Source organism: Ruthenibacterium lactatiformans (assembly GCF_000949455.1).
GTDB classification, from domain to species: Bacteria; Bacillota; Clostridia; order Oscillospirales; family Ruminococcaceae; genus Ruthenibacterium; species Ruthenibacterium lactatiformans.
On record NZ_JXXK01000013.1, the window covers coordinates 89237 to 101736 of the forward strand.

The following is a 12500-nucleotide window of genomic DNA, read 5'->3' on the forward strand; positions in this document are numbered from 1 at the left end:
GGGCGCGCAAAAATCATTCGCCGCGAGCCGCCTCCAGCGGGACCGGTATTTCCCTCCCCAGGCTGAAGGAATAGATGGTGCACCGCTCCACGCGCACGCCCAAACGTTTTTCCACAGCTGCCCGGTACAGCAGAAGCTGCTTTGCATACGCCTGCAAAAGCTGCTCCGGCGTTTTGCCACGGTCCGTTTTATAATCCGCGATCTCCGCCGTATCCCCATTCACCAGCACCGCGTCCGCAATGCCCTGCACCAGCACAGGCTGGTGCGCGAACGGTTCGGGCAGCGTATCGTCCACGAACTTCGCGGGCACCGCCGTAATAAAATCGTACTCGCGCAGCAGCTTCTTAGCCTCGCGCATGCGTGCCGCCAACGGGCTTTGCAGGAATGCGGCCATGCGCGGCAGCTCCAGCTGCCCTGCCAGCGCTGCGTCCAGCCAGCCGCCCTCCACAAGGCGCGCCACCTCGCCGGGCAGGTCGTTTGCCGCAGCGGCAAGGTCCGCGAACTGCAGCGCCGCATGCAGCGCCGTGCCGCGTTCCGCCGCTGTCAGCCCCTCTTTGTAAAGGAACGCCGGGCGCGCCAGAACCGGGGCCGCGCCCTCATGGACAAGGCCTGAAACACTCAGCTTTGCGGGCAGCGTGCACAACGGCGCATTTTCATACCGTGCGCCGAAATTCTGCAAAAGCTGTTCCAGCAGCGCTGCGTCCGGCCGGGCTGTGCGCACAAAGGCAGACAGCTCATCCGCCGCCTGCCCGGCGGGCTGCGCGGGCACTACGCGCGCGCGCATATGCCCCCGCGCCGCATAGACAGGCAGCAATGCGCCGCCCGCGTATTTGCGCAGCTCTTCGCAGTCCGGGTGCAGCAGCGCGGCCGTACACAGCCATTCGCTGAACGAAAGCGCCTGTGACAGCGTGTACGGCTCCGCTCCGCCCGTGCCCGCCAGCGTGGTTGCCAGCGCTGAAAGTGTTTTTTCCGGGTTTTGCAGCGGCGCCGTAACAATGAGCTTGTCCCGGGCGCGGGTGAGCGCTACATACAGGATGCGCATTTCTTCGCTGACGGCCTCGCTGCGCTGCGCCATACGCACCGCGCGGTGGGGCACAGTGGAATACAGCCCGCCGTCGCCGTCCGCACGCAGGTTCATGCCCAGCCCCAGCGACGGGTGGAACAGCACCGGGTTGGAGGTATCGCGCAGATTGAACCGCCGGGCTGTGTCCGCCAGGATGACCACCGGAAATTCCAGCCCCTTGGAGCGGTGGATGGTCATAATGGAAACCGCCCCCTCCGGCAGCACCGGCGTGCCGCCGCTTTGCACAGCGCCGCTTTCCACCGCGCTGTCCACCACCCGCAGGAACGCGGCCAACCCTCCCGCGCCGCCCCGGTCCACACCGGCGGCCCAGGCCGTAAACGCCCGCAGCGTCTCCCGCCGGGCGGGGCCGTTTTCCATCGCGCCCACAGCCGCGAAGTAATGCGTGCGGGCGAATATCTCGCCGCACAGCTCCTCCACGGACGCGGTGGCGGCCAGCCGCCGCAGCGCCCGCAGCGTTTCCAGAAAAGCCTGTGCCTTTGGCTCTTCGCTTTTCAGCAGCGCCGCGTACAGGCTGCCGCGCGGGGCCAGCAGGCGCAGACGCGTCAAATCGTCCGGCGTGAATGAAAACATCACCGATACCAGCGCCGCGGCCAGATGTACGTCCTGTCCGGGGTTGTCGATGACCCGCAGCAGAGAAAGCACGGGAGAGACCTCCGTGGACGTAAGAGGGCTCTCGCCCGTGTCTGCAAAGGACGGAATGCCCCTCCGCGCGAACTCCGCCGCATAAAGGCCGAACCGCGCACGGCTGCGCAGCAGCACGCAGATATCACCGTAGCCGCACCGCCGCGTGCCGCCACCCTTTTCGCGCACGGCAAAGCCTTCCTTCACCAGGCGCTCCACCGCATCCGCCACCGCGCCCGCGTCTCCCATGGCGGTGTCGCCGCCGCTCATGTCCACAATATCCAGCTCCATGGGGCCGCCGTCGTATCCGTCGTCCGCGCCGCGCACCAGCATTTCGTCCCCGTTGTAGTCCACGTCGCCCACTGTGCGGCTCATCACACAGGCAAACACATCATTGATCTGGTCGATGATATTGCCCGCGCTGCGGAAGTTGTGGCCCAGGGTGACAGTGGCCGGGTGAGGGCCGCCGGGCGTATAAGGCGCAAAACCGCCGCGCTTGCCGATGAATATCTCCGGGCTGGCCAGACGGAAGCGGTAAATGCTCTGCTTCACGTCGCCCACAAAAAACAGGTTGGAGCCGTCGTCGTTGGCGAGGCACTGATACAAAAGCGCCTGCAGGGCATTGGTATCCTGATATTCGTCCACAAGCACCGCGTCAAACCCGCGGGACACCGTGCGGGCCACAGCCGTTTTTTCGCCGTTTTCACCGCACAGCAGCTCCAGTGCCAAATGCTCAAAATCGCTGTACTCCAATGCCTTTTCCGCCAGCTTATCTTCGTACAGCCGCGCCCCGAAGGCCTTTGCTCCACGGGCCAGAGCCGCAGCCATAGGCGCAATGCGGGCACGGTCTTCTTCAAATTCGGCCTCCGTGCACAGGAACACATCTTTTTTCAAACGCTCCGCAGCGTCCTTGGCGGCGGCGCGCAGCGCCTTCACCGCATTCATTCCCGGGCTTTGATATCCGCGCACAGCCTTGAACGCAGGCGGCTTGTATTCGGCTGTATAAACAGCCGCACTGTCCCACCGGCCCGCGCCGATGTATTCCAGCAGCGCCGCGAAAAACGCCGCGTCGCTGTCCAGCGCCGGTGCATAATTGGCAAGCTCCGGCTCCTGCGCGACGATGCCCTTCGCCGCATCCAGCAGGCGCAGTGCGCTGCGCGCGGCCCGCCCGGCGTTTTCCAGCAATGTACGGCCCCATGCCGTTTGGCCCAGCGGCTGTCCGCTTTCGTAGGCTGCGCAGATGCTTTGCAGCGCCGCTGCGGGATGGGGCAGCGTGCGGGAAAAATCATACAGCCCCAACACCGCGGCAGCGGCGCTGGCGTCGCTGCGGGCGCGGCCGTACAGTGAGGCAAACGCGCAGAAATCCGCGTCCTCATAAAGCTCCTCCAGCACGGCGGAAAGCGCGTTCTGGCGCAGCGTATAGGCCTTTGCGTCATCCGCCAGCTCAAAATCCGGCGGCAGGCCCAGCTCCGCGAAATAGCGCTTGAGCAGCTGCATACAGAATGCGTCGATGGTACAAATGTTGGCGCGCCCCAGCAGCAGCCGCTGACGGCGCAGGTACGCACTCTCGGGGTGCGCGGCCGCCTCGGCCGCAAGCCGTACCGCGATGCGCCCGCGCAGCTCTTCGGCCGCAGCGCGGGTGAAGGTGACGATCAGCAGCCTGTCGGCCGCGACCGGATGTGCCGCATCGGTGATCAGCCGCACCGCGCGCTCCACCAGCACCGCTGTTTTGCCGCTGCCTGCCGCCGCCGAGACCAGAAGCGTACCGCCCCGGTCCTCGATGGCGGCGCGCTGGGCCGGCGTCCATTTCGGCGCGCTCATATATTTCCCTCCCCCTGTGCTTTGCACGCGTCCGCACGCGTTTCAAACACATCCTTCGGCGCCTGCACGCTTGTTTCGCCCCGCCCGTCCTCGTGCAGGCAGACGGGACGGTAATCGCATACGTCGCAGGGACAGTGGGCCGCCGTGCGAAGGGGCACCGCGTCTATTTCACCCGCGTACAGGCCCCGGGCCATCTCCACCACCAGCGCGTCCAGATGCTTTTCAATATTGCCCAGCTTTTCCAGGCTTGCCAGCTTGGCGCTGGCGCGGGGCGCGCCGTCCTTTCCAAAGGCGAACGGTACGAACATGCCCGTGGCGTCCCGGTCCATGCCGCGCACCACCAGTTCGTCGTTGAGCACCAGCCCGTCCACCTTGTACACCGGGGCCGCCGCTGCCTCGGCACGGGAGCCGGTTTTCAGCACAGGGTCTCCGGCCAGATACAGCACGCCCGCGGCCACGGGGTTTTTGTATACCTGCGCCGCGTTGCTGCGCAGCGTGAACAGATACAGCAGCATCTGCGTGTTCAGGCCGCAATACACCTCGTCCAGATTAAATGCTTTGTTTCCCGTTTTGTAATCCACCACGCGCAGATAGGTCCTGCCCTCCCGCTCCATTACGTCCACACGGTCTATCTTGCCCTGCACCTGCACGGTACGGCCGTCCGGCGTGCGCAGCGTCAGCGGGGGAACCGCGCCCTCCCCTGTTCCGATCTCCTGCTCAAAGGCGGCCGGATGGAACAGGCTTTGGGCCTGCTCCGCCTGAAGATACGCCAACAAACGCGTTACGCCGCGCTTCAGCCGTTCCACCAGGTAGGCAAAGCGCCGCCCTGCGGCGGGCATGTTTTCGGCCACGTATTGGTCGGCCACCTCGCCGGCCAGCCGGGCCAGCTCCTCCGGCGCAAGACGCGGGAACTCCGCGCCCGCGCGGCGCATCACGTGCTCCAGGATATAATGCACCAGGCTGCCGCTCTCCAGCGGAGAAAGCTCCGCGCGTCTGCGCGGACGAATGCGCAGGACATACTGCAGAAAGTAAGAAAACCGGCAGCGGTAATATTGTTCCACACGCGTGGGTGAAAGCGTGAGCCTGTCGCCCAAAAGTGCCCCCAGAGGGCGCGTCTCCCGCGCGAAAAAGTGCGCGGGCCGTGCGGCGCGCTCCATGGCGACCAAGCTCTCCGCCATCGTGTCCTGGCGGCGCAGAGCGGCCTCCAGCGCCGCGGTCTGAGGCGTATCCTCCCGGTAGGCAGCTCCCAACAAGTCCAGCGCGGCGGCCGGTGTGGGTGCGCGCTGGGCTTCGTCCAGCACGTCTGCCGGAGGAGCCAGTGCCTCCACCAGCGGCTCCATCGCCGCGCTCAACGGCGCGCCGCCCGCCTCGGGAGGGACAAAGCTGACATACAGCGCCTGCGCCGGCGCCGTCAAAGCGCGGTAAAAGAACATCTGTTCCAGCAGCGTGCGGTTTTCATAGCTGCCGGGCATCTCCACGCCGCCCTGCACCAGCAGATCCCTGTCCGCGTGGGAGAGCAGGCCGCTCGCGCCCAGCAGCTTTGGAAACTTGCCCTCGCTCACCCCCAGCACAAAGCATACGTCCGGGCTGTCCAGACGCATGCGGTCCGCAGTGGTCACGATGACCGCGTCCTGCGTTTCGGGAACATGGCCCAGGTCCGCTTCGTGCAGCAGCAGCGCGAACAGCTCGGCGTATTCCGCTGCCGTCACCTCGTCCCCGCCCAAAAGCTGCTCCATCTGGCCCAGCAGATCCATCATGTTTTCCCAAGTGGCGTACAGTGCGCGGGCGCGCAGCGGGTCGCCCGCCTGCTCAAACGCGGCGGCCGCCTGTGCGGTGTGCTCCGCGCCGCTGAAAGCATCCAGCAGCAGATACAGCTGCTTGGAGATGCCCGCTGCCGTCTGTCCCCGCGCCGCGTCCAGAAAGCGTTCCACACGGGGCACAACTTCCGCGCGCAGAGCCTCCGCCCGGGCCAGAGCCGCCCTGTCCTCATCCGTCATCTGCGCGCCGAAGCCCGCCGGATTCTTTTCAAAAGGGGCGCGCCAGTCGGCCGCTTTCAGCTGCCAGGTGTAAGCGTAATTTTCCAAAACCGCGATTTCCTCAGGCGCAAACCCGCACAAGTCGGTTTTGAGCAGGCGCAGGAGCGCCTCGGTGGAAAGCCCTTTCGACAGCAGCGACAGCGCCGCCGTAAAAAAAGCGGCCGGCGCAGTGTGCTCGGGGCTGGTGGTCTCGTCTGTGAAATAGGGGATGCCTGCCAGAGCAAATTCATATTGCAGGGGCGCGGCGTATGCGTCCATCTCGCGGCAGATGACCGCAACGCCGCCGTAGCGCAGCCCCCGTTCGCGCACAAGCGCGGCGATGCGGCAGGCTACGGCCTTGCACTCGGCGTAAACACCTGCGGCAGGCGTGACAAAAAAGCCCGCGTGCTCCGGCGCTTCCGGCGCGCCGAAAGCCAGGCATTGGTTGACCGCCGCAAGGCCCGGGGCGTTCTTGTGGCGAAAATCCTCCTGCATCACATGCGGCGCGGCGATCTCCACGCTCTGCTTGCCTGCAATGCGCCGTAGATTCTGCGCCGTTTTTTTCACCGGACTGAACAAGCCAAGGCCCGCTTCGTTGTCCGAAAGGCCGTCGCAGCACAGCGTGACAGTGCATTCCTCAGCCTCCACCAGCTTTTCCAGCATGCGGTATTCCGGTGCAGTAAAGCCGTCGAAATTGTCGATAAAAACGGCTTTGTCCGCCAAAAACGCCGGGTCCAGCCGGAGCGCGGCGGCGGAAATACGGTCCGCCGGGTCCATGGCGGAGCCGGCGATCAACGCCTCATAGGCGGCGAAAATCAATCCCAGCTCGTGCAGCTTGCCGCCGTCCTCGCCCGCGGTGCGGGCCACGTCCAGCAGCGTCTCGGGGCTTGCGCCCGCCGTTTTCAGCTCTTTGATGGCGTCCGCGCACATGCTGCAAAAGCCCGTGCTGCGCCGGTGACGGCGGTAGGCCTGCAGCTCGTCGCCCAGCGTATCCATAGCACGGCGCACTGCAACGGCCCGGGCCGCGTCCGTCAGCGTTTTCACCGCTGCGCCGCCAAAGGTCTTGAGCACCAGCTCAGCAAAGCTGGTAAAGCTGTATACCTCCGCACAGGCGCTGAACGCATCGCCCAAAGAGCGGTACACCATCGTCTCGGCAGAGGAAGAAAACTGTTCCGGCACCAGCAGGATGCTGCGCCGCCGCGCGGCGGCGCGCACCTTCATCTCGGCCAGCACACGGCCTGTTTTGCCCGTGCCTGAAATACCCAATATCAGCCGCAGCACAAAGCTCCACCCCCTTCTGCAGCAAGCGCTGCCATTGTTTGCTAATCCACAATAAAAAATAGTTACAGGCCATTTTTGGGGCCGTCTCCCGCCCCCGGAGCCATCCACACAAAACAGCCTTCGGCAGTCTTTTATAGTATACCGCATTTGGCCGGCCAAAAAAAGGGCATGCAGGCATTTGGCGGAATGGTACAGAAAAGCGGCGGCAGGAAAAATCCTGCCGCCGCCTGCGGGATATGTGGGCTTTTGAAGCCGCTGTAAGGCTTAGTAGTTCTCAGCCTTGAGCTGGAAATATGCCTTCGGATGCGCGCAGACGGGGCACACCTCGGGAGCATTCTTGCCGATGACGATATGGCCGCAGTTGGAGCACTGCCAGACCATGTCGCCGTCGCGGGAGAACACAAGGCCGCCCTCAACATTCGCCAGCAGCTTGCGGTAGCGGTTTTCGTGCTCACGCTCGATCTTTCCCACTTCTTCAAACAGGAAAGCCAGGTGGTCAAAGCCCTCTTCCTTGGCGTCCTTCGCCATCTGGGCATACATATCGGTCCACTCGTAATTCTCGCCCTCGGCGGCGTCCAGCAGGTTGTCGGCCGTGCCGGGAATGGCGTCGCCGTGCAGCGCCTTGAACCACAGCTCGGCGTGCTCCTTCTCATTGGCAGCGGTCTCTTCAAAGATCTTTGCAATCTGAACATAACCGTCTTTGCGCGCTTTGGATGCATAGAACGTGTACTTGTTGCGGGCCTGGCTCTCACCGGCAAACGCGGTCCACAGATTTTTTTCGGTTTTTGTTCCTTTCAGTTCCATCTTATTACGCTCCTTCTTCTATCATGTGATTTTTATGTACAGCCGCAGCGCGGCTTCCGGCAAAATCAGCGCGGACTTACGCCTTGCCCGCTTTGGCACACTCCGGGCACAAGCCGCGGAACACAATGTCGTGAGAAACACCGGAGTACCCGGTCTGGCGTGCCACGGCCTCGTCCAGCGCAGCGCTCCCGGACGCGGGTGCGTCTGCGAAACAGCCGCACCGGGTGCATATGATGTGATGGTGTTCCAAAAGCATATGGTCGAACCGGTCTGCGCCGCCGGGCATCTTGATATGCCGCAGCAGGCCATCCTCAGACAGGCTGCCGAGGTTGCGGTATACCGTCGCCTTGCTTACCGTGGGATGGCTGCGCGCCACTTCGGCATAGACCTCCTCCGCTGTGGGATGGTTGGCAAGACGAAACACGGCGTCCAGCACAAGCTGCTTCTGGATGGTGTTGCGTTTTTCCATAATGGGCTCCTTACTTACTCCCTCGTTCAAGGGAAGGATATGGTTCTTTATTGATATTTTATACTATTTAGCATAAAATGTCAAGCAAAACTGCAAATTTATTTTCCGCGCCCGCTTCTCATCCGGCACGCACAGGCGCACGGAAGTAATCCACCTGGAACGTCACGCAGAAGCCCAGCTTTTGGTAGATATGATAAGCGGGTGCGTTGCCGGAATCCACGTCCAGCACTACGCCGTCCCGCATGGCCCGGGCCTCCGCCAGCGCAAGGAGCATCAGCTCCTGCCCCAGCCCCTGGCCGCGCCGTCCGGGCGAAATGCCTACACCATACAAAAACGCCCGGCCGGGATGCTCCCCCAGGTTGATGTGAAACATGCCCACGGGCGCGCCGTCCAGCATGGCCAGATAAGCCGCGCGCTCCGGGTTTTCCACCGATGCCGCCACTGTTGCTTTTCAAAAAGAATGAGAAAACTTTTCAGAAAGAATGAGAAAAGCGTGTTGCAATTTTGCAACAAAAGTTCAAAAACAAAAAGGGCGTTTACAAAGGTTTTAATGCCTTGTAAACGCCCTTTTTAATGCCTAAAAATTAGGCTTTTTGTGCCTGTTGCCGTGCTCTTCGACAATCAGGTCTGCACCCGTTTTGCGCTGTGGATTTGGGACATACTCTAAAACATCCGAAACGCTACACTCGAGCACCTCACAAATACGGTCAAGATGCTCCAAGTTCACCCGGTCCGTTAGTTCATTATAAAGTTCATTGATTGTGGCTCTTCGTATGCCCGTCTTTCTAGCAAGATCCGCTTGTGTCCACCGACGCTCACCGAGCAATTTTGACAGATGGTTTTTGATCATCTGATCGCCCCGCGTATTATAATACGCGATTTCGTTCTTATTATCCGATATACGGTCTAAAAGTACGAATATCGTACAAGGCGATGTTAATAGTTACGTATGATTATTTCCTTGAATGAACTTTGATTTTTCCCAGCGCCGGACAGTGTTTCCCTTCGTGCAGTGGCTTTTATATCACACCAGTCATATAACTCCCGAATACGCGGATCATCGTTGTATGAAAGCACAAACCGGCCCTTGAGCTCTTTAAGATTTGCGGCCAGCCGTAAGTGGTCTTCCCACCCGAATATACCTTCATAGAGTTTCTCCGTTCCAAGATATGGAGGGTCCAGATAAAATAAGGCGTCCGGCCGATCATAGGTCTTCAAAATGGGTTCAAAATCACGGTTTTCAATTTTGACACCTTTCAGCCGGAGCTGAACCTGCTCCAGATAGTCAATAGAACATCCGATTCCATTGCCAGATGTAGCAAAGGTTTTTCGATTGCTTCCGAAAGAATTTTTGAGCACGTAGTAAAAGCGTGCCGCACGCTGAATATCTGTGAGGCCATCGGTATGCAGTTGAGCTATGGCAGCGAAGAATATCTCACGCGCCGAAACAAGCCACTCCAGCTCTTCCTGGAGGGCAGCTCTGTGATACTTGATGCAACGGAATAAATTGACGATCTGCCCGTCTCTGTCATTGATGACTTCGAGCTGTCCGGGCTGTTTCTCTCTACCGAAAAATACCCATCCAGCGCCGAAAAATACTTCGATATAGCGGCCAACGCCCTCCTGTGGAAAGAGTTCAATGATTTCTTTCCGCAGGGCGCGTTTGCCGCCGATCCAACCGATTGGACTATTCATATAGCAATCCACCTTATATAATTGTAGGCGATCAGATGAATCACTACATTATTACTTGTATCCTCTATCGCGCGTTCGGGGGCACGCCGCTGGTTTGTATCTCAGCTTTGCCGCCCGCGTCCGCGACGCCGATCACGTCCTCCAAAACAATTTCCCCGATGTCGGGGTTCTGCAGGCGCGCGATGAAGTCGCTGGTATAATTGGAACCTCGGGAGACGACGATGCCGGTGAGCAGCGTGCCCAACCACGGAACCACAAAGGAGACACCCCCAAGGAGGTACAGATCGACCCCCGCAGCAAAGCAGATAAAGACCGAAGTCAGAATCGCCGCCAACTGCGTGGCGAAAGTTTTGTACTGCTTTTTCTCCAGCATTTCAATGATGGTTTTGCTGTACTGAATAAGTGCTTCGACCGTGATGGCAAGCACCAGAATCAAAACAATAGTCTGCATATGTATACCTCCACATGAAAAATATACAAAGAACCGTTATGCAACTACGCGAACATACTCTGCGGAGATCCATCCGTCCAAGCCGTCGGTCTCGACAAAATACCAGCCGTCACACTCGTCAATGACCTCGAACTTTTGCCCAGCCTTAACGCTGTCAACCTGTTTGAAATCATCGGTGCCCGGACCGCTGCGCACGCGGAGGCTGTCCGCAGTGACCGCAATGATTTTGCGCCGGATGGCCTGAGCCGCAGGAAGCATGAGCTTGTCCGCCATGGTGAGGACGGCTACCTGGTCGCCGGGCGTCATGGGCCCAATAGAGAGCACATTGTCTGCCACAGTGCAGCCAAGCTGCAGGGACGCAGCCAGGTTCTGCAGCATCTTCACATCTCCCGTGCTTGCAGGCCCAATATTGATGATGCACGCTTCGCTGGAAAGAGGTTTGATGCTTACAGGACCGTATGTTCCGACGCGGTTTTCACAGCCGCAGTAGGGTGCTGGATTGATGGCGGCCGAGGCTCTCCGCGCCGTCCGTACCTCAAAGTGACAGTGTTTGTAGCCTCCGGCAGCATTGCCCGTATTGCCCATGATCCCAATCGCAGCGCCGGCATTAACGCTTTGTCCGGTCCTCACCACCGGGGCCTGTGCCATGTGACAGTAGTAATAGAAGCGGCCGTCATTGCCCTGAATACAGACGTAGTAGCCCCACTCCCACGTCCTGTCCGTCTTGTTTGTAACAATGCCGGAGAAGACCACGATCCCTGCGACTACCGCCCGGATCATGCTGCTGTCAACTCCCACAACATCAATACCGCCGTGCCATGTTTTGCCGCTGTTCCGGGTGTATCCGAAGCGCCCGTAACTATAAGCAATTTGGTTTCTTCCTTCAAAAATTGTCATGCTGCACCTCCAGATATAATAGGGCTTCGGCGCTGCATCCAGCGCAGCGCCTTGCGTAATTCGTTTAATTCATTGTGTACATAGATGCGGGCTGTGACTTCCACGTCCTTATGCCCGAGAATTTTTGCGATACTGTAAATATCCACGCCATGGCGGCGCAGATAGGTTCCATGTGTGTGCCGCAGCTCGTGGGCTGTAAGGCGCGGCATGTCTTTATGCCTTTGCGCCATCCGGTCCATTTCCGTCTTGAGCCTGCGGCTCCAGGTGTCCGGGCGCATCAGCCCGCCATCCGGGCCCGGAATCAGATATGGACTGTCTGGATATCGCTGCCGCAGCAGTTCCACAGCTTGCAGAGCGCGGTCCGTCAGAGGATTTGTGCGATAACTCAAAGACTTCGGCGCGGCTGTCTCCGGGGCTTGTCCGCGTGGTTTTCGCACGGTGCGGGCGACGCTGTAAACATGCCGTCTGGTGTCGAAATCCGACTTGAAAAAACCCAGTAGTTCGCCCCGGCGCACGCCGGTTTCCAAAGCCAGGACCACCTCCGGCATGGTCTGAAGGAACCAAGCGGAGGCGATCTCGATTTCTGCATTTGAAAACACCTCCTTGACGCGCGGTGTAGCTGTGCTCTCGATTTTTACCTTGTGGGCCGGATTATGCTCGCACAGGCCATTCTCGACCGCTGTCTCTAATATCCCGTTGAGGCACATTTTAATCTTGCTGCAGACGGACTTTGACAGGTGGGATACACTGTTATAAAACGCCTTGATGTCCATGGGGGTCAGGTCCATCATGACGCAGCTGCCCAGCGCCGGGAGAATATGCCGCCGCACTGTTATTTCATACGTGGTCGTATAAGCGGTGGGCGTGACGTCCGGCTTCTTGTACACGTTCAGCCAGCGGGCGGCCCAACCACCCAGGGTGAGTATGTCGGCCTGCTTCTCCGGTGTGCCATGGCTTTCCAGCCATCGCTCTGCGCGGCTTTTTGCCTGGGCCGTTGAACGGCCATAAAATGCCTTTTTAATAGGGGTATTATCGGCTTTAAACCCGATGGTTACAGCAATCTTTTTTAGCTTTTTGGCACTCATAGCTTCGTCCTCCATAACATTTTTTCATAATTATAGAGAACGTTTTTTTGCACGTCTGGATTTTGGAATTTAGCTTGTTTACGGTGCTAATTTTGCGCTGCGAGCTACTGGCGGAGAAACAAATCACACCCTAACGCTTGCAGAACTTCCAGAACATCAGTTTGGCACCCAAAACGGAGATCGTTTTATTATTCTCAGTGATTCTGGCAGTGAAGTTTTGCAAGGTGGTGTAAGTGGATATCACATCACCTTTGAATGGGCCACACGTACTCTAGGC

General features: G+C 59.7%; 10 protein-coding genes. All 10 read right to left on the bottom strand.

Annotated elements, in window-relative coordinates; all coding sequences use genetic code 11:
• Window positions 1-13: 13 nt before the first annotated feature.
• The 10 genes from TQ39_RS10455 to TQ39_RS10500 all read right to left on the bottom strand — a co-directional run bounded on the left by TQ39_RS10455 (window position 14) and on the right by TQ39_RS10500 (window position 12223).
• Entirely contained in the window at window positions 14-3526 is a 3513-nt protein-coding gene (locus TQ39_RS10455; protein ID WP_050005483.1) for a UvrD-helicase domain-containing protein, read from the bottom strand.
• On the bottom strand, window positions 3523-6822 hold the full coding sequence (locus TQ39_RS10460; RefSeq protein WP_050005484.1) for a PD-(D/E)XK nuclease family protein: 3300 nt from the start codon (window positions 6820-6822) through the stop codon (window positions 3523-3525). Before TQ39_RS10460 ends, TQ39_RS10455 begins: the two co-directional genes overlap by 4 nt.
• Window positions 6823-7086: 264 nt before the next feature.
• Window positions 7087-7626: a rubrerythrin gene (gene rbr / locus TQ39_RS10465; protein ID WP_009324580.1), complete on the bottom strand. Its 540-nt coding sequence runs from the start codon at window positions 7624-7626 to the stop codon at window positions 7087-7089.
• Between the two features lie 76 nt (window positions 7627-7702).
• Window positions 7703-8095 carry a Fur family transcriptional regulator gene (locus TQ39_RS10470; protein ID WP_050005485.1) on the bottom strand — a complete coding sequence of 131 codons (393 nt, stop codon included), beginning with the start codon at window positions 8093-8095 and terminating at the stop codon, window positions 7703-7705.
• Between the two features lie 118 nt (window positions 8096-8213).
• Window positions 8214-8525 (bottom strand): GNAT family N-acetyltransferase, encoded by a 312-nt coding sequence (locus TQ39_RS10475; protein WP_156146272.1) that lies wholly within the window; start codon window positions 8523-8525, stop codon window positions 8214-8216.
• Window positions 8526-8672: 147 nt separating this feature from the next.
• The gene (locus TQ39_RS10480; RefSeq protein ID WP_040910038.1) at window positions 8673-8945 is read right to left on the bottom strand and encodes a helix-turn-helix domain-containing protein; all 273 of its coding nucleotides are present in this window, start codon (window positions 8943-8945) and stop codon (window positions 8673-8675) included.
• Window positions 8946-9031: 86 nt separating this feature from the next.
• Window positions 9032-9790, bottom strand: a complete 759-nt coding sequence (locus TQ39_RS10485; protein WP_050005487.1) for a DNA adenine methylase — start codon at window positions 9788-9790, stop codon at window positions 9032-9034.
• 64 nt (window positions 9791-9854) lie between these two features.
• A complete protein-coding gene (locus TQ39_RS10490; RefSeq protein WP_050005488.1) occupies window positions 9855-10241 on the bottom strand; it encodes a hypothetical protein in 387 nt (128 codons plus the stop codon).
• Window positions 10242-10277: 36 nt separating this feature from the next.
• A complete protein-coding gene (locus tag TQ39_RS10495; RefSeq protein WP_050005489.1) occupies window positions 10278-11138 on the bottom strand; it encodes a peptidoglycan DD-metalloendopeptidase family protein in 861 nt (286 codons plus the stop codon).
• On the bottom strand, window positions 11135-12223 hold the full coding sequence (locus TQ39_RS10500) for a tyrosine-type recombinase/integrase (RefSeq protein ID WP_050005490.1): 1089 nt from the start codon (window positions 12221-12223) through the stop codon (window positions 11135-11137). The genes TQ39_RS10495 and TQ39_RS10500 overlap by 4 nt, the downstream gene beginning before the upstream one ends.
• Between the last annotated feature and the right edge of the window lie 277 nt (window positions 12224-12500).

Excerpts from the sequence above, each read along its gene's own strand:
- TQ39_RS10455 (WP_050005483.1), bottom strand. The coding sequence starts at position 3,526 with ATGAGCGCGCCGAAATGGACGCCGGCCCAGCGCGCCGCCATCGAGGAC.
- rbr (WP_009324580.1), bottom strand. The coding sequence starts at position 7,626 with ATGGAACTGAAAGGAACAAAAACCGAAAAAAATCTGTGGACCGCGTTT.
- TQ39_RS10470 (WP_050005485.1), bottom strand. The coding sequence starts at position 8,095 with ATGGAAAAACGCAACACCATCCAGAAGCAGCTTGTGCTGGACGCCGTG.
- TQ39_RS10480 (WP_040910038.1), bottom strand. The coding sequence starts at position 8,945 with ATGATCAAAAACCATCTGTCAAAATTGCTCGGTGAGCGTCGGTGGACA.
- TQ39_RS10485 (WP_050005487.1), bottom strand. The coding sequence starts at position 9,790 with ATGAATAGTCCAATCGGTTGGATCGGCGGCAAACGCGCCCTGCGGAAA.
- TQ39_RS10490 (WP_050005488.1), bottom strand. The coding sequence starts at position 10,241 with ATGCAGACTATTGTTTTGATTCTGGTGCTTGCCATCACGGTCGAAGCA.
- TQ39_RS10495 (WP_050005489.1), bottom strand. The coding sequence starts at position 11,138 with ATGACAATTTTTGAAGGAAGAAACCAAATTGCTTATAGTTACGGGCGC.
- TQ39_RS10500 (WP_050005490.1), bottom strand. The coding sequence starts at position 12,223 with ATGAGTGCCAAAAAGCTAAAAAAGATTGCTGTAACCATCGGGTTTAAA.